Source organism: Shewanella sairae (genome assembly GCF_023283535.1).
Classification (GTDB): Bacteria; Pseudomonadota; Gammaproteobacteria; order Enterobacterales; family Shewanellaceae; genus Shewanella; species Shewanella sairae.
Genome location: NZ_JAKILT010000050.1, coordinates 24,733 through 43,079 on the forward strand (window position 1 = coordinate 24,733; position 18,347 = coordinate 43,079).

Below are 18,347 nucleotides of genomic sequence, written 5' to 3' on the forward strand. Positions count from 1 at the left end.
TATTTTTTGCAGTAGACCTGCAAACTCAGTAAAGCCTTTCGCCAAATTAACAATTGAGTGAAATAAGATTAATTTACAGTTCATCGGCAAGGGCTAGTATAGCGCCGCGCGGATAGGTAGCCTTATCCAATGAGCACAGCCTTCTGGCTTTCTTTTTACCTGCCAAATGTGAGGCTTTACTTTGACGACTTCAACCAATATTCACGCCACTAAAACACTTGCTACACTGAGTCGCTTTGTCAGCCAAAATGCTAAACAAGTCACCTTAGCTGCTTGGGGGCTATTAATTGCAATACCGGCCATCATCTATCTCAGCTCAAGCCAATTGTTCCCTAGTATTCGGTTAAACTCATTGCTAGCCGAGGCGCTTTATTGGCTTACCAGCACTGGCACTGCACCTTACGGCATTATTACTGGAGTGCTGATCTTAGTAGTGTGTTATCGCCTCCTCAATCGCCAACAATTTGCAAAGCTAGTGCTCGCGGTATCTATCAGCATGGCGGCAACCTTAAGCCTAAATCAATTTTTAAAACCCTACTTTGCTGAGCCACGACCCAATGCGATATTGCTTGAGCAAAGCTACTTGCTCAATACCAAAGATTTTTATCAAAAAGATAAGCTAGAAAAAAGACAAATACTTGGAGTAGCGGTGAATCAATTAGAAATCGCTCGCCCAGACCTGCTTCTTAGCGATGCCATTAAAGGTCATTGGCAACATGAAGTCGGCTACGCATTCCCATCAGGCCATACTTTATTTGCCGTCACCCTCGCGCTTGTCGTGTGTTTCTACTTACTGCTATCGGGCCTAATTGCCATGCCACTGCTATTAGTCAGTTGGGCGATAAGTATGGGCTTAAGTCGCATGTTGCTTGGTATGCACTGGCCTCAAGATGTACTTGCTTCCACCTTCATTGGTGGCTGTATTGCGGCGGCGAGTATCTTTTTAGCGCAATGTTTATGGCCGCGTCTTTGGCAGCTTATTTCGCCTCAGCGTAAAGTGCAGCAATCAAATAGACGATAACCCTTAATATTCTAAATCCAATAGTCAGTGTTAGCGGCTCACTTGCGCTTGATTTTATTTAAGGTATTCTGCCTCCACTAAAATAAAATCAAAGCGAGACCCAACCATGGCTGAATTGCAATTAGATAAGATTGACCTGCATATCCTCAAACTAATGCAGCAACATGGTAAATTGTCTAATCAAGAACTCGCAGAAAAGGTAGGCCTTTCACCATCACCTTGCTCTAGACGGGTTAAGTCACTAGAAGAAGCTGGCTATATTGCCGGCTACGCCACCTTGCTCAGTGCAGAACATTTCGATCTAGCGCTCACTGCCTATATTCAAGTGCGATTAGAAAAGCACTCAACAGATATCCTTGATGCCTTTGAGGAGAAAATCAGCAGTTACGATGAAGTACAAGAATGTTGCCTGCTCACTGGTAGCGATGCCGATTACCAAATAAAAGTACTGGTGACCGACATGAAGCACTTTAAAGTGTTCCTGCTCGACAAACTCACCACCAATGACCACATTGCGGGTGTACGTTCGAGCTTCGTCCTAAAGCAAGTTAAAAACCAAACCAGCATTCCGCTACCGAGCTAAACTTCTGTTTTACTCACCTGCTTTTAGGCAGCTGAATCCACCGCAGATTGTAGCCAAGAGACTATAATCTGTGCATTCGATCGCATTTTTCAGTTTATTCGTTAAATGATTTTATTGCGCATAAGCGTTAATACAAACCGGTCATCGCAATAAAAAAACAACGCAAACCAGTATAGCGATAAATAAATTCAAAAATAGGCACAAAGAAGACAGTAAACATTGCAAAAGTGACTTTTAACGCTTCTTTTTGGCGTTGACTCGTATTTTTAAACCACTAATATGCGCGCTCTTAGTTGATCAAGATAGTCAGAAAGAGAGCTCCAATGAGTACAGTAAAACAAGGGCACTTTAGCTCAAAGATAGGCTTTATTATGGCCGCGGCAGGTTCTGCGGTGGGCGTAGGTAATATTTGGGGTTTCCCAACTCAAGCTGCCACTCATGGCGGCGGCGCTTTCTTGCTGGTTTATCTGTTTCTGATCTTAGTGCTAGGCTATCCAATGTTAATGGCCGAACTCATGATTGGTCGCCACGGCCAAACCAATCCAGCAGATGCTATGGCTAAAATCGCCAACACTCCGCTCACCAAAAGAATAGGTAAAGCAATTGGCTTTATCTCAATTGTGACCGCCACACTAATCTGTACTTTCTACAGTATTTTATCAGGCTGGTTTGTTAGTTTTGCCATTGCGCCTATTGCAGAGATAAGCGGCCAAACTCAAGCGGCTAATTGGTTAATGGATTTTAGCTTGTCGCGCAATCTAGTGTTTACCTTAATCTTTATCGCTATGGTGATTTTAGTGATCCGCCAAGGTGTACAAAAAGGTATCGAGCGTTGGTCTAAGCGTTTAATGCCTATGTTATTACTGATCTTAGTCGCTGGCGTGGTGTATATCTTGACTCAGCCTGGCGCCATGCAAGGTTTAGAAGTATTACTAGTACCTGACTTTTCGCGGGTATTTGATGCAGATGTATTGATTGGCGCGCTAGGACAGACCTTTTTCTCATTAACCATTGGTACTGCGGCAATGATGGTTTATGGCGCTTACTTAAGCCAAAAAGAAGACCTAGCTAAGCTAACCGCCTACGTCACCCTAACCGACACCTCAGTGGCATTTTTAGCGGCATTAATGGTGATCCCTGCTATGTACGTGGCGCAGCATAACGGCGTACAAATTTTTGCAGAAGATGGCAGCTTACTGAACTCTGACACCTTAGTGTTTACTGTACTGCCTGCACTGTTCGATACTATTGGCGGTGTGAGCCAATACCTATTAGCGATTGTGTTCTTTATCTTAATGACCATTGCCGGTTTAACTTCAGCTATCTCAATTGTTGAAGTGCCCACCAGCTACTTAGTTGAGAAAACGACCTTAAGCCGCGACAAAGCAACTTTGCTTGTAGGCAGCTTAATTGCCGCGCTATCTATGATAGTTGTGTTTAATTTCGACAGCCTATTCAGCTTTATGATCACCCTAACTACAGAGCGTGCACAGCCACTAATCGCTCTAGGTATTGCCATCTACTTAGGTTGGGTATGGAACAGAAATCAGTTAATCACAGCGATTGGTCTGCAAGAAGGTGTGCAAGCTAATAGTCTTTTCTGGAAAGTATGGCCTTGGTATGTGAAGTACATTTGTCCACTTTTAATCATCATGATTATTGTGCAGCTAATTAGCTAAATAGCCGCATTTTGAGCAAACTTTGTAAGGGCGATATTATCGCCCTTTTTCTATGTGCGCCCCTCAAGAAAGTGAAGCCTGTCACACCTACCTGTGACCCTTTGTCGCACCTTGGGACAAATTGGTTTGCTGTATTTATAAAGCCCTGTAAAACAGGCGAAAAATAAATAACGACAGTGACACCATGATGAACAAGAAAAGTATTTTGACGATTCCTTTCGTCACCTTGGGATTAATCTCTCTCCCCTGTTTAGCCAATGAAGCTGTGACAAAAACTGACGAATCGCCAACTGTAGAGCGCATCGTGGTCACTGGCGAATTGATGAAAGACCCAACCAAAACCTATACCGACCCTAAAAAACCACGCTTACCTTTACCTGCATATGACGGCGCAGGGTTTTTAAAGACCATTCCAGGTTTTAGTATCGGCCGAAAGGGTGGCGCAGGCGGTGATCCTAGCCTGCGCGGTTTAGGCGGCTCCCGTTTAAGTATTGTTGATGATGGTCAACACGTTGCGGGAACTTGTGGCGGACGCATGGATCCACCAACAGCCTATATTTATCCAGAAGCCTACGACAACATTACCGTGATTAAGGGGCCACAAACCGTTAAGTACGGTCCTGTAGGTAGCGCTGGTACTGTGCTATTTGAAAAAGACCGTCATAGCTTTGATGAGGCGGGACTCGATGGTCGCGCGAGTATGACCGCTGGCAGCTTTGGTCGTACCGATCACTTGGTCGAACTGAAGGCGGGTGACGAAAAACATTACTTCGATATGGATGTTAACCAGTCATCAAGTGACCATTATAAAGATGGTGATGGCAACAAAGTGCAGTCGAGTTACGACCGCTCTAACTACAACTTTGCACTTGGTTGGACCCCTACTGAGCAAACGGTTTTAGAGCTAGCTTATGGTAGCTCGTCTGGTGAAGCAGAGTATGCCGACCGTGCCAATAAAGCCCGCGAAATTAGCAATGAAAACCTAACCTTTTTACTGCAACACGAATTTGATAGCCAGTGGCTAAACAGCATTGAGCTGCAAGCTTACACCAATGAAAATGACCACGTTATGGATCAGTTTGACCAAGGGGTAAACTCGGGGACTAACGTTAGACGCACCACTTCGGGTGGGCATTTATGGCTCGACTTTACCTTAGCTAGCGACTGGACATTAACTGCTGGTGTTGACCATATGGACAGTACCCATGAAGGCCGCAGCATTAATCCTGCTATTGATAATGGACTTGATGATCTACTCAATAAACCGTTTAAAGACAATATGCGCTATCAAACCAGTGGCTTATTTGTTGAATCCACCTACGAGTTACCCCATGGGCAATTGCTTGCAGGCGCGCGTTATGACCACTGGAAAACCGAGCTTATGGTTGCCCAACAGGGTGAACGTACCGATGACTTGTTCAGTGGTTACGGTCGCTATGAGTTAACGTCAGGTAACAGCCAGTACTACGCAGGTGTTGGCCACGCGCAGCGCATTCCTGATTACTGGGAGATCATGAAAGCCGATGTGAATAACCCAAGCCAAAAAGCCTTCGACTTAGCGCCAGAGAAAACCACTCAGCTTGATATCGGTTGGATCTACGAAGCGGATATCGCTATCTCTACTTCACTGTTTTACGGTGAGATCCGTGACTATATCTTAATTGATGCCAATACAGATAAAACCAGCGCATACAATATTGATGCTACAGTTTATGGCGGTGAGGTTGCAGCAACCATTCCACTCACTGAGCACTTTTCTACTCAAACAAGCGTGAGCTATAGTCATGGTGATAACGACACCGCTGGCACACCGCTAGGGCAAATTCCACCGCTTGAGGGACGTATCACCTTAGACTACCAATACAATCAATGGGCAGCAGGTCTTCTATGGCGTCTAGTGGCAGCTCAAGATCGAGTCGCTATTGGTGAGGGCAATATTTCAGGCCAAGACTTAGCAGAAAGCAGCGGCTTTGGTACGCTTTCGTTCAACGCAAGCTGGAAGCACAACGATGCACTATTGGTTAGCTTTGGTGTTGAAAACCTATTTGATATTACCTATGCCGAGCACATTAGCCGCTCTGGCGCAGGTAACGATATTCCTGGAAGCGAACCCACTTTCCAAGTTAATGAACCGGGTCGCACCGCTTGGGTCAAAGTGGATTACACTTTCTAAGCTTTACCTCATTAACTAAAAAAGTCCGCTCAACTGAGCGGACTTTTATTTTTCAATGAACAACGAATACTTATACCAAATTAACTAAGCCAGCACTTCTTCCAATGCCTTTAAACATAAGGCAACGTTTTCACGGCGAGCACCATAACCCATCAAACCTATGCGCCACGCTTTACCCGCTAGTGCACCAAGGCCAGCACCAATCTCTAAATTATAATTTTCCAGTAGTTGCTTACGGATCTTGGCGTCATCAATCCCTTCTGGAATATACACTGCATTTAACTGCGGTAAACGGTCAGCTTCTGTCACCACAAAGCGTAGCCCTAAACGCTGCAGCCCATGACGCAATACTTGGTGCATATCCGCATGACGCTGCCAAGCAAGCTCTAACCCTTCTGCCGCTAATAAACGTAGTGATTCATGTAAGGCATATAGCGCATTAACTGGCGCCGTATGATGGTAACTACGCTTACCGTCACTCGATGCATCCCAGTACCCCATCACTAATGTTTGATCTAAAAACCAGCTCTGCACTGGCATTTTACGTGCTTTTAGCTTCTCAACTGCGGCGGGTGAGAATGACACCGGCGATAACCCCGGCACGCAAGATAAACACTTTTGACTGCCGGAATAAATGGCGTCAATACCCCACTCATCGACTCTTAACTCTACGCCACCTAATGAGGTCACCGCATCAACAATCGACAAACAATCGTGTTGCTTAGCTAATGCACATAAGGTTTTGGCATCAGACAGAGCGCCAGTTGATGTTTCGGCATGCACAAAGGCTAAGAATTTAGCATCAGGATTAGCTGCTAATGCGCTCGCCACCAGATCTGCGTCTACCGCTTCGCCCCATTCGTTATCAACCACGACCGCAATACCACCAACACGCTCAACGTTTTGGCGCATCCGCTCACCAAACACGCCGTTACGGCAAACAATCACTTTTTCACCCGGTTCAACCAGATTCACAAAACAGGTTTCCATGCCTGCACTACCTGGCGCAGAAACGGCTAATGTCATCTCATTAGTGGTTTGAAAAGCATATTGAATCAGCGCTTTAAGCTCATCCATCATACCGACAAACAAAGGGTCTAAATGACCAATAGTTGGTTTAGCTTGCGCAGCTAACACTTCAGGATAAACATCTGATGGTCCAGGCCCCATTAAAATACGGCGTGGTGGTGAAAATGACTCGATAAACGGTGCAGGTAACATGATACTTCCTCTAAAACTTGGCGATTTAATAAGGTTAAGATTTGACTGATGCCATACTGCTATAACGAAAAATACCGTTAAGCCCCTACGTGTAGTCAGTCTTTAGTGGAATATTATTATTGTTCCATCTTTAACAGCGTAAAGTGCTAGTATTTAAAGACGACTTTCTGACCATACTACAGAAGAAGCTCCAATACTATCAACCGCCTAACTGATAATATTTATAACGATTTATAGAAATAAAAAAGGCAGCGACATGTAAAATGCCGCTGCCTTTGATACCCTAAAAACTCAATCAATCGCGATTATCTAAAAACAGTTGATACGCAGGACTGTCTGTTTCTTCTTGATAAACAAAACCTAATTCAGTTAAAAACTGCTGGAACGGTAAACTATCACTCGCAGGTACTTCAAAACCCGCCAACACTCTGCCGTAGGCTGCACCATGATTACGATAATGGAATAAACTGATATTCCATTTGCTCTGCAAGGTGGTTAAAAACTTAAATAGCGCGCCGGGGTGCTCCGGAAACTCAAAACTAAACAAGCGCTCTTCTATCGGCTCTGGTGGTTGACCACCGACCATGTAACGCACATGCAGTTTAGCGGTTTCATCATTCGATAAATCTTGTACTCCAAAGCCTTCAGACTCGAGCTTAGCAATAATCTCATTTAACTCATCTTGACCGTTAGACAAACGAATACCCGCAAACACCACCGCTTTATCACGACTACTAAAGCGATAGTTAAATTCGGTCATTGCCCGCTGTTCTAACAGCTCACAAAAGCGCAAAAATATCCCCGGACGCTCCGGCACTTTTACCGCTAGAATAGCTTCTTTTTGCTCACCTAATTCGCAGCGTTCAGACACATAACGCAAGCTATGAAAATTTACATTGGCACCACTGAGAATCGCGCCAAGCTTTTCACCTTTGCCGTTAATGCCGATATACTTTTTTAGGCCTGCCAGCGACAGCGCACCTGACGGCTCAGCAATCGCACGAGTATCCTCAAAGATATCTTTGACCGCAGCACAGATTTCATCTGACGTTACGGTAATCACGTCATCAACATATTCACGCGCCAATCTAAAAGGCTCAGCGCCAATCTGCTTTACCGCTACGCCATCAGCAAATAATCCAACTTGCGATAACACTACCCGCTCATCAGCGTCGAGTGCCGCCTTTAAACAAGCAGAATCTTCAGGCTCTACGCCGATGATTTTAACTTGTGGCATCACCGCTTTATAATAAGCAGCAACCCCGGCAATCAGCCCGCCGCCACCAACAGGTACAAATACCACTTCAAGATCCCGCTGCTGCTGCAACATCTCTTGCGCAACGGTACCTTGGCCGGCAATCACGGCTTCATCGTCAAACGGCGCCACATACACACGGCCTTCATTTTCAGCCAAACTTTGGGCATAGGCATTCGCTTGATCAAATGCTTGTCCGTGCAACACCACTTCACCGCCCAAACGTCTAACCGCATCGACTTTAATATCCGGCGTGGTTTCTGGCATCACAATCACTGCGCTAATACCACGAGCTGACGCAGACAATGCTACGCCCTGAGCATGATTGCCAGCTGAGGCGCAAACAACGCCGCACGCACACTCATCTGTCGTCAGCTCAGCTATTTTGTTATAAGCGCCACGCAGCTTAAAAGAATGCACTGGCTGCATATCTTCACGCTTTAAAAATACCTGACAACCTAAGCGCGCTGACAGTTTGTTCATGCTCGATAATGGCGTCACTTTAGCGACATCGTAAACCGACGACAGCAAAATTTTCTGTAAATAATAGTGGGCTAAATCCAGTTGTGATTGTGATGCTAAAGCCAACATAAACTACCTCTTAAACCCGTTAAATCCATTACACTAATTTACTGGTATCACGCACAGCGCCTTTATCGGCACTGGTCGCTAGTAGCGCATAAGCTTTAAGCGCTAGTGATACCTGCCTTACACGCCCCAATGGCTTCCAAGCATCTTTGCCTAACGCTTCCATCGCAATGCGACGCGCGGCTAATTCAACATCACTGATCGCCAATTTGATGGAGCGTGCAGGAATATCAATTTCAATTCGATCGCCCGTTTGCACTAAACCAATGGTGCCACCAGCTGCAGCCTCAGGTGAAACATGGCCAATAGACAAACCTGACGTACCACCCGAAAAGCGACCATCTGTAATCAACGCACACTTAGTGCCAAGACCACGAGACTTTAAGTAACTGGTTGGGTACAACATCTCTTGCATACCGGGTCCACCTTTAGGGCCTTCATAGCGGATCACCACCACATCGCCAGCTACCACTTCACCACCTAAAATCGCAGCAACTGCGTCATCTTGGCTTTCATACACACGTGCACTACCAATAAAGGTATGGTTTTCGACTTCAACACCTGCAGTTTTAACGATACAACCATCGACGGCGACATTACCTGCTAATACAGCTAAACCACCTTCTTGGCTAAAGGCAAACTCACGGCTGCGGATACAACCTTCCTGACGGTCATCATCAACACTATCCCAGCGACAATCTTGGCTAAAGGCTTTAGTGGTTGGAATACCTGCAGGGCCTGCCGAGAAGAACTTACGTACTGCAGTATCGTCACTCTGAGCAATGTCGTATTTAGCCAATACTTCCGCCAAGTTTTTACCCGCTACGTGATAGGCGGTATTGTGCAGTAAGCCTGCGCGGTCTAACTCACCTAAAATGCCCATTACGCCACCGGCGCGGTGCACATCTTCCATGTGATACTTTGGCGTTGCTGGTGCCACTTTACAAAGGTGTGGTACAAGGCGAGAAAGTCGGTCGATATCTGCCATAGTGAAATCAACTTCGGCTTCTTGCGCCGCCGCTAACAAGTGCAATACGGTATTACTTGAACCACCCATGGCGATATCAAGTGTCATCGCATTTTCAAAGGCAGCAAAATTGGCGATATTGCGTGGCAATGCAGACTCGTCATCATCGCGATAATAGCGCGTCGCTAAATCCATAATGCGGCGCCCAGCCTCTAAGAAAAGCTCACGACGATCAGCGTGAGTCGCCAGCATTGAGCCGTTACCCGGTAGTGATAAACCTAGCGCTTCAGTTAGGCAATTCATTGAGTTAGCAGTAAACATACCCGAGCATGAACCACACGTAGGGCACGCGCTGCGCTCAATCTTTTCGCTGTCTTCATCTGATACACGCTCGTCTGCACCGGCGACCATAGCATCAACCAAATCGAGTTTAATCAGTTTATCTGAAAGCTTAGTTTTACCCGCTTCCATCGGTCCACCTGACACGAAAATTACCGGAATGTTAAGACGTAGCGAAGCCATCAACATGCCTGGAGTGATCTTGTCGCAGTTTGAAATACACACTAAGGCATCGGCGCAATGTGCGTTGACCATGTATTCAACGCTGTCTGCAATCAGCTCGCGTGACGGTAAGCTATAAAGCATGCCGCCGTGGCCCATCGCAATGCCGTCATCAACGGCAATAGTATTAAATTCTTTAGCGATACCACCGGCTTCTTCAATTGCACCGGCAACTAATGAGCCCATATCTTTAAGATGCACATGCCCCGGAACAAACTGAGTAAACGAGTTTGAAATGGCAATAATTGGCTTACCAAAATCGTTATCCTTAACGCCTGTTGCACGCCATAATGCGCGCGCGCCTGCCATATTACGGCCTTCGGTACTGGTTGCTGAACGTAGTTTTGGCATTGCTTTATCCTTGATATAAAATGCGTCATTCATTGACGCATTTATGCTGATTCTTTATTGCTTAACCCAACCGAGTTAAGCCACTTCAATTTGTTTTCTGTGTTTATCGTTAGATAATTAATCGGAGCTTATGGATGTTATAACACCTCTAGCCAGCCCCATTTATCTTGCGTCTCTCCGTTAAATAAACCGAAGAAACTTTGCTGAATTTGTTTAGTGATCTCACCACGCTTACCTGTGCCTACTTCAATTCTGTCGACACTGCGCACAGGTACGATTTCAGCCGCGGTGCCTGTCATAAAGATTTCATCGGCAAGGTAAAGAAACTCACGCGACATCTGCTCTTCAACCACTTCATAACCCTGATCCCGTGCCAAGGTGATAATGGTGTCACGCGTTAATCCCATCAGAATAGCGGCAGTTGCAGGCGGTGTGTAGATTTTGTTCTTTTTAATCACAAATATATTAGCGCCAGCCGCTTCGCTCACTAAGCCGTTAGTATCAAGTGCGATACCTTCATCAAAACCGTTGCGTTTAGCTTCGGTGGAGATTTGTAATGATGAAAGGTAATTACCTCCCGCTTTAGCGCCAGTCGGAATAGTATTGGGCGCTAAGCGATTCCATGACGTTACTGCCACATCAACACCGGCATCCATGCTGTCTTCACCTAAGTAAGCGCCCCAAGGAAACGCTGCGACCATTAAGTCGCACTGAGCATCTTTAGGCGGCGTAATACCCATGCCCACATCGCCATAAAAAGCCAATGGTCGGATATAAGCACTGCGTAAGCCATTACCTAAGACTGCGTCGCGGCAAGCTTGCATTGCATCATCGAAACTATAGGGGATCGGCATACGGTAGATCTTGGCAGAATCAAATAAGCGCTGCACATGCTCAGTTAGCCTAAACCCTGCAGGACCATTAGGCGTATCGTAAACTCGAATACCTTCAAAAACCGACGTGCCATAATGCAGTGCGTGAGACATAACATGTACCTTAGCATCACCCCAAGGCATCATTTCACCATTGAACCAAATTAATTCTGCTGTTTTAGCGGCCATTTTCTCACCCTTTCTATTTTGCTAATGCGGTAGTTGAATTGCTTACTAATACGCGGCAATCAATGACATCAATAAGCTTATCTATCTGATTAGTTAGCAAGCCAATTTCACGCTCACTCTCTACCAACATGTCGATGCTGGTGCTGTTATTACTATTAATCTGCATACTTAAGTTGGCGATCTTAAAACCACGATGGCGAGCAACGCGTAAAACACGCTCTAGCACTTCTGGTCTTTGCTGCACGTTTAACGCTAATGAGTAATTGTTCATATTCTTGCTCTCCATCTTGCTTCAATGCTGTTGTTTCAATGTTTTAGCTTTAATACTTGTTTCAAGTCAGTCATGCCGTAATACGTTTAGCCCTGATACAAACTAAGTTTGCTTATCCATTTCTTCCATCATGTCTTGGTTCGAGGCTCCCGGCGGCACTAACGGCCATACATTGTGAGCATCATCGATCGACACGTGCAGCAAGAAAGGCCCTTCGCTATTGAGCATCTCATCTAAGCCGGCTTCAACCTCGCAAGCCTTAAAGATCCTGCGCCCTGGGATATCGAATGCCGAGGCCATTTTTACAAAGTCTGGATTATCTGATAGGTCAGTTTCGCTATAACGCTCTTCAAAAAACAGCTGCTGCCACTGCTTAACCATGCCGAGCTTTTGGTTATCGATAAGTAAGATTTTTACCGGTAAGCGCTTGCGCTTAATCGTCGTTAGCTCCTGTACATTCATCATAAAAGAGCCATCGCCTGATACTGTTACTACTGTGGCATCTGGGCGTGCCACTTTAGCGCCAATTGCAGCAGGTAAGCCAAAACCCATAGTGCCGAGACCAGCACTTGAAAGATGGTCTTCCGGTCGATTGAAAAACATATGCTGTGCAACCCACATTTGGTGCTGACCAACATCACAAGCCACTACACTGTTTTTCGGTAACTTATTGGCTAAACGGTTTAACATTGCAGGTGCGTAGATTAGCTCACCGGGACGATCATAACGCCACTGATGCACTTGTTTCATCTCATCAATCTTGGCTTGCCATGACGCAAACTGCTCACCTAGATTTTGACTTAATGCAGGCAGGATTTGGCGTAAGTCGCCAGCTATAGCCACTTCAGGTAAACGTAATTTGCCAAGCTCAGCAGCGTCTATATCAAGGTGAATAACTTTGGCGTTTTCAGCAAAGCTAGCTAACCGGCCGGTAACTCTGTCGTCGAAACGTGCGCCAACCACTATTAATAAATCACATTCTTGTACGGCTAAATTCGCCGCCTTAGAGCCATGCATACCCAACATGCCCAAGTAACCAGGCGTATCTATGGTAATTGAGCCTAGACCTTTGAGTGTTGCCACTGATGGAATGCCGGTCACTTGAATAAAATCGCGTAATTGCTCAACAGCACTCGCCATACCCACGCCGCCGCCAACATACAGCATTGGCTGCTTAGCTTGTTCGATAAGCTCGCGCGCATCGTTAATTTGCTCTGGGGTATGCTCAGGCTCGGCGCTGATAGCTTGCAGAGGTGTTTTATATTCCAGCATGGCAATTTGCACATCTTTAGGAATATCCACCAATACCGGGCCCGGACGACCTGATGCAGCGATCTCAAAGGCTTTATAAAGCGTCGGCACTAGCTCATCAACATTAGTCACCATAAAGCTATGTTTAGTACATGACAGTGACATGCCTAATACGTCGATTTCTTGAAACGCATCAGTACCAATAACCGCTGTGGAAACTTGCCCTGTGATAGCAACAACCGGCACAGAGTCCAGCAGCGCGTCAGCAAGTGAGGTGACTAAATTCGTTGCCCCAGGGCCAGATGTAGCAAAGCAAACCCCAGTTTTGCCACTTGCTCTGGCGTAACCCACAGCTGCAAATGCTGCTCCTTGTTCGTGGCGACTAAGCAGATGCTCTACCGGGCTACCATAGAGCGCATCGTAAATAGGCATAATCGCTCCGCCAGGGTAACCAAACACTGTTGTTACACCATGTGCGGCAATCGCTTTTATGACTGCGTCTGCGCCTCTTATCATTTGCCCTTGTTCCATCAGCTCTTACTCCACTACATTTAACTTTATTTCTTAATGGGTTAGCTTTTGCTTAACCCCTTAAACGAAAAAACCCCCGTTCCTTTCGGAGCGGGGGTTTTTGCAATCTTAAACCTAAGTTAGGTATGTCGATTCGATATGCGCAGCCCCCGCTGTGATTTAATAATCACGACGGTAATAATCACAATAATCAGCTGGGCAGCTTGTTTGAACATATTCGACTTGTATCCTAATCAGATTCTTTGCTTAAATTCGGTGTCGTTTAAAACGCGACCATTTAGAAGTACCACAAAGCCTATAAAAAACACAATAAAAAACTTTTTAACATCAAAATTAATCAAGTTGAGCCTATTCCTTTATCGACTCATATACTGACAAATAATCATGTTCTGCCTAACTGAGTTAATACCACTAACGTGTTAATCATTAATGTTTTTTCTAAAATATCTTTTGTCTCTAACAAACACTTTAACGACCAAGAGTCTAGAGCGGGTTACCCTCCAGGCTATTGGTAAAAAAGTGATTAACTTTCTTCGACAATGCGCTTCATTTCGGTCATATAGCCACGTAACTCAGCACCAATCTCTTCAACGGCGGTACCACGAATTGCCGCATTTACTTCAATTAGGCGTACGTTATCGACACCGTTACTCGCATCTTGCAAGCCACCACCTAAGTATTCGGCAGACATGTTAGCCACATAGTCGCTTAGTAAAGGCAGCGCCGCATGGTTGAACAAATAACAGCCGTACTCAGCTGTATCTGAAATCACTACGTTCATTTCATATAAACGTTTACGTGCAATGGTATTAGCGATAAGCGGCGTTTCATGTAAAGACTCATAGTAAGCAGACTCTTCAACAATCCCTGCTGCTACCATAGTATCGAACGCAAGCTCAACACCCGCTTTAATCATGGCGACTAAGAAGATGCCCTTATCGAAGTATGCTTGCTCATCGATATGCTCTTCACAACCCGGTGCATTTTCAAAACCTGTATCGTTAGTCTCGCTACGCCACTTAAGCAAATTAGCGTCATCGTTAGCCCAATCCGTCATCATGGTCTTAGAGAATTCGCCACCGATGATGTCGTCCATATGCTTTTCAAATAGCGGCTTAAGGATAACTTTAAGCTCTTCAGCCATGTCATAAGCTTTGATCTTTGCAGGGTTAGAGAGTCGGTCCATCATATGCGTGATGCCACCGTGCTTTAGCGCTTCCGTGGTGGTTTCCCAGCCTTGCTGAATAAGCTTAGCTGCGTATCCTGGCTCAACACCATCGGCAACCATCTTCTCGTAACCAAGAATCGCACCCGTTTGCAGCATGCCGCATAAAATAGTTTGCTCGCCCATCAAGTCTGACTTCACTTCGGCAATAAATGATGAATGTAAAACGCCAGCGCGATCGCCACCGGTAGCACTTGCATAAGCCTTAGCGATATCAAAACCTTCAGCCTTAGGATCATTTTCAGGGTGAACTGCAATCAATGTTGGTACACCAAAACCACGCTTATATTCTTCACGTACCTCAGTACCCGGACACTTAGGTGCCACCATGATGACCGTGATATCAGGGCGAACTTGCATGCCCTCTTCAACGATATTGAAACCATGAGAATAAGACAGGGTTGCACCTTGCTTCATCAGCGGCATAACAGTGTTAACTGCATTGGTGTGTTGCTTATCTGGAGTAAGGTTGAGCACTAAATCCGCATCAGGAATAAGCTGTTCAATGGTGCCAACACGGAATCCATTGCCCGTGGCTTTTTGGTACGAGTCGCGCTTTTCATTAATCGCTTGCTCACGCAATGCAAAAGAGATATTTAGACCGGAGTCACGCATATTCAAACCTTGGTTCAAACCTTGTGCGCCACAACCTAAAATAACGATGTTCCAACCTTTAATAAAGTTACAGCCTTCGCTAAATTCACTACGATCCATAAAGCGGCATTGTGCCAGCTGTTCTAATTGTTGACGCAAATTCAGAGAGTTAAAATAGTTAGCCATCTGATATACCACCTTGATTCTGGACATTTAAACGGGCTGACTCTTTACCGAGCCACGCTGTGATTAAGGTCACTATAGCGCAAGCTTTTGATTGCTTAAAATGATATATTCGAAACGTCATATTGCATTTATTGCAACATCAATAGGCAGAGCGAAATATAAAGGTTACGTGAAAGTAGCTGCAGGAATAGCGGAGTCACTGTGGATATAAGAACCATCAAGCTTTATTTGCATCTAGCAGACAGCTTACATTTTTCTAAAACGGCGCAGGCGATGCATGTCAGTCCATCGACATTAAGTCGTGCGATGCAAAGATTGGAAGAGGAAGTTGGTGCACAATTATTTCAACGCGATAATCGCAGTGTCACCTTAACCAGCGCTGGGGTCGAATATAAAAACTTTGCCGAAGTGACACTGGCTCAGTGGGCTAAATTGAAAACAAAATTAGATCCCAAGCAAGATGTTCTAAGAGGCAAGCTCAATATCTATTGTTCGGTCACTGCAGCCTATAGCCATTTACCGGGATTACTCGACCGCTTTCGCCGTGAGCACCCTCAAGTTGAAATAGCCCTGATCACTGGTGATGCAGCAAACGCGGTGAATGAAGTACGTAATAATCGTGCCGATATCGCGATTGCAGCGTTACCCGATGCTTTTCCTGACACCCTACATTTTGCCAAAATAGATGACGTCCCTTTATCCATCATCGCACCAACTTTTAGGTGTCAGGTACAAGAGTTATTAACCGAATCTTATATCCCGTGGGATAGACTCCCCTTTATTGTTCCAGAACACGGACCCGGTCGAAAGCGAATTGATAACTGGTTCAAATCATTAGGCTTAATACCCAATATTTACGCACAAGTATCGGGACAGGAAGCAATAGCTTCGATGGTCGCACTTGGATGTGGTGTCAGTATTACTCCAGAGGTGGTAATTAACAATAGTCCAGTGCGTGACCGCATTCAGTTGTTAAGCTCACCAATAGAAATTCCGCCATTTGAACTTGGCTGTTGCTGCAAAGTAAAACGCCAGCAAGAGCCTATTATCGATGCCTTTTTAAGTGCTATCTAACTTACTTCTGAATGCGCTTGGACACCATTAATGATCAAGTTACGTAACCAACTATGACTTGGATCTAGGCTAAAGTGTTTATGCCACACCAGCACATAAGCACCTGGCTCAACTTTTACCGGCACGTCTAAGCAAACTAAATCATAGTCGGCAATCATCTGCATCAGGTATTTCCGCGGAGCACATAAAATCAGATCGCTATGCTCACATAAACCCAAGGCACAATTAAAGTCAGTCATGTTAACCGCGATATCACGCTGTAAATGCTGCAACCTAAGCACATCATCTAACAACCAATGTTCAACACCTCCAAAGGCCACCTGTAAATGTCGATACTTAAGGAAAGTGTCGAGATCCCAAGTCTCTTTTAATAAAGGGTGTCCACGCCTAACTAAACATACTGGATAGTCACGGATCAGTTCTGCATAACCAAGCTCTTCCGGCAAGTTATTCATATGCAACAAAGAGCGGTTATCCCATTCGCGGCAAATAATCCCCATATCGATTTCACAACGCAATAACTTATCCATACTGTCATGTGACCAAGTCTGACTATTAACACTAACTAATGGTGCATCTTTCAAAAGTTTGGGCATAAAGTGCGGATAACTTAGCGAGTAAGCAGTTTCAACTACATGCATTCGAAATCGGCGCTGACTTTCAGCAGGTTCGAAAGTACTCGGGCGAGTAAACTGATCAAGCCGTTGTAATACCTCTCTAAGTTCCGGTGCTAACTCCAGAGCTCTAGGTGTCGCCTTTAATCCATAAGCCGTGCGCTCAAATAACTGATCATCAAAAGTCTCCCTTAATTTACTTAGCTGTTTACTCACTGCCGATTGGCTCAAATGTAATCTTGAGGCAGCAGCGGTAACACTCTGCTCTTCGAGCAAGACTTCTAACACCCTAAGTAAATTGAAATCCAACTGTTTCACGCAACCCCTCTATTAAACACACCAACCTACAGACATCATAAAGCCTTTATGGCTCAGGAATAACAAAAATTAGGACCATATCGATATTCAAGCAATAAAAACCGACTGCAAATGACCTACGGTCTAAATGGATGTCCGCAGAGTCGATTATGCTAAGCATATAATCGCCCTCGGTTCGCGCAGCGTACATATGGGGGCGAAGAGGTTGCGCTTAATGTACGAAGTACATTGCAATCTTGTAGCGCGTAGCAGCAGTGACCGCCAAGGATGGCGGAAGTGTCGATATTGTTAGGAACATTTATCGACCGACGTAGGGGGAGGCATTTATGCCTACTTCAAGTGAAGCTGCCACCTTAACGGGTAGCTGTATTCAGATAAGATAGCGTTCAATATTTTACAAACGCCCAAACGCAACTCCTATGCCATCCATGGCATTCGAGGATAAGTACTTCCTGTACACAAAAGCCACCTGCTTTTATCATATAAGAGTAGGTGGCTTCTTCACTTAATTTAAAGCCTGGAAATGGCCTACTCTCGTAGTTCGCGCAGCGAACACATGGGGGTGAAAGTGAGGCGTTTTGAATACGTAGTATTCAGACTCACTTGAACGCGGAGAAGCTTGCCTTCGAAGCCGGAGACCCCGCTCAGCGGCGGGTCGACGTCGGGAGTCGTTCTTTTCGCGCAGCGCATATACGAAAAAAGCCCTAGCGTTGTTTGCTAGGGCTTTTTCGTGTATTTGGCGCCTGGAAATGACCTACTCTCACATGGGGAGACCCCACACTACCATCGGCGATATTGCGTTTCACTTCTGAGTTCGGAATGG

The 18,347-nt window shown here is 45.4% G+C and carries 13 protein-coding genes and 1 rRNA gene; 5 read left to right on the forward strand and 9 right to left on the reverse strand.

The annotated features are described in order from the left end of the window. Nucleotides 1-181 precede the first annotated feature (181 nt). The 4 genes from L2748_RS17910 to L2748_RS17925 all read left to right on the forward strand — a co-directional run bounded on the left by L2748_RS17910 (nucleotide 182) and on the right by L2748_RS17925 (nucleotide 5,456). Nucleotides 182-1,021 (forward strand): phosphatase PAP2 family protein, encoded by an 840-nt coding sequence (locus L2748_RS17910; RefSeq protein WP_246616170.1) that lies wholly within the window; start codon nucleotides 182-184, stop codon nucleotides 1,019-1,021. Between the two features lie 106 nt (nucleotides 1,022-1,127). Continuing rightward, nucleotides 1,128-1,604 (forward strand): Lrp/AsnC family transcriptional regulator, encoded by a 477-nt coding sequence (locus L2748_RS17915; RefSeq protein WP_220781537.1) that lies wholly within the window; start codon nucleotides 1,128-1,130, stop codon nucleotides 1,602-1,604. A 323-nt stretch (nucleotides 1,605-1,927) separates the two neighbouring features. Then, the gene (locus L2748_RS17920) at nucleotides 1,928-3,283 is read left to right on the forward strand and encodes a sodium-dependent transporter (RefSeq protein ID WP_220781536.1); all 1,356 of its coding nucleotides are present in this window, start codon (nucleotides 1,928-1,930) and stop codon (nucleotides 3,281-3,283) included. Between the two features lie 187 nt (nucleotides 3,284-3,470). Next, complete coding sequence (locus tag L2748_RS17925; RefSeq protein ID WP_420833307.1) at nucleotides 3,471-5,456, forward strand: TonB-dependent copper receptor; 1,986 nt, start codon at nucleotides 3,471-3,473, stop codon at nucleotides 5,454-5,456. Nucleotides 5,457-5,540: 84 nt separating this feature from the next. Here L2748_RS17925 and L2748_RS17930 read toward each other — a convergent pair whose 3' ends face one another. The 7 genes from L2748_RS17930 to ilvC all read right to left on the reverse strand — a co-directional run bounded on the left by L2748_RS17930 (nucleotide 5,541) and on the right by ilvC (nucleotide 15,518). Then, nucleotides 5,541-6,677: a pyridoxal-phosphate-dependent aminotransferase family protein gene (locus tag L2748_RS17930; protein WP_220781534.1), complete on the reverse strand. Its 1,137-nt coding sequence runs from the start codon at nucleotides 6,675-6,677 to the stop codon at nucleotides 5,541-5,543. Between the two features lie 295 nt (nucleotides 6,678-6,972). Beyond that, a complete protein-coding gene (ilvA, locus tag L2748_RS17935) occupies nucleotides 6,973-8,523 on the reverse strand; it encodes a threonine ammonia-lyase, biosynthetic (protein WP_220781533.1) in 1,551 nt (516 codons plus the stop codon). Nucleotides 8,524-8,551: 28 nt separating this feature from the next. Further along, a complete protein-coding gene (ilvD, locus tag L2748_RS17940) occupies nucleotides 8,552-10,399 on the reverse strand; it encodes a dihydroxy-acid dehydratase (RefSeq protein ID WP_220781532.1) in 1,848 nt (615 codons plus the stop codon). 137 nt (nucleotides 10,400-10,536) lie between these two features. Beyond that, nucleotides 10,537-11,460 carry a branched-chain amino acid transaminase gene (locus L2748_RS17945; protein ID WP_220781531.1) on the reverse strand — a complete coding sequence of 308 codons (924 nt, stop codon included), beginning with the start codon at nucleotides 11,458-11,460 and terminating at the stop codon, nucleotides 10,537-10,539. Nucleotides 11,461-11,473: 13 nt separating this feature from the next. Then, entirely contained in the window at nucleotides 11,474-11,731 is a 258-nt protein-coding gene (ilvM, locus tag L2748_RS17950; RefSeq protein ID WP_220781530.1) for an acetolactate synthase 2 small subunit, read from the reverse strand. Between the two features lie 102 nt (nucleotides 11,732-11,833). After that, a complete protein-coding gene (ilvG, locus tag L2748_RS17955) occupies nucleotides 11,834-13,513 on the reverse strand; it encodes an acetolactate synthase 2 catalytic subunit (protein ID WP_220781529.1) in 1,680 nt (559 codons plus the stop codon). A gap of 523 nt (nucleotides 13,514-14,036) precedes the next feature. Then, nucleotides 14,037-15,518 (reverse strand): ketol-acid reductoisomerase, encoded by a 1,482-nt coding sequence (gene ilvC / locus L2748_RS17960; RefSeq protein ID WP_220781528.1) that lies wholly within the window; start codon nucleotides 15,516-15,518, stop codon nucleotides 14,037-14,039. A gap of 201 nt (nucleotides 15,519-15,719) precedes the next feature. Between ilvC and ilvY the strand changes: the two genes are divergently transcribed. Beyond that, nucleotides 15,720-16,592, forward strand: a complete 873-nt coding sequence (ilvY, locus tag L2748_RS17965; RefSeq protein WP_220781527.1) for an HTH-type transcriptional activator IlvY — start codon at nucleotides 15,720-15,722, stop codon at nucleotides 16,590-16,592. Here the strand turns inward: ilvY and L2748_RS17970 are convergent. Both L2748_RS17970 and rrf read right to left on the reverse strand, forming a co-directional pair. Next, on the reverse strand, nucleotides 16,589-17,524 hold the full coding sequence (locus L2748_RS17970; protein ID WP_220781526.1) for a LysR family transcriptional regulator: 936 nt from the start codon (nucleotides 17,522-17,524) through the stop codon (nucleotides 16,589-16,591). The two genes, ilvY and L2748_RS17970, sit on opposite strands and share 4 nt — an antisense overlap. 741 nt (nucleotides 17,525-18,265) lie before the next feature. Beyond that, nucleotides 18,266-18,347 (reverse strand): 5S ribosomal RNA (rrf, locus tag L2748_RS24730); the annotation flags it as partial.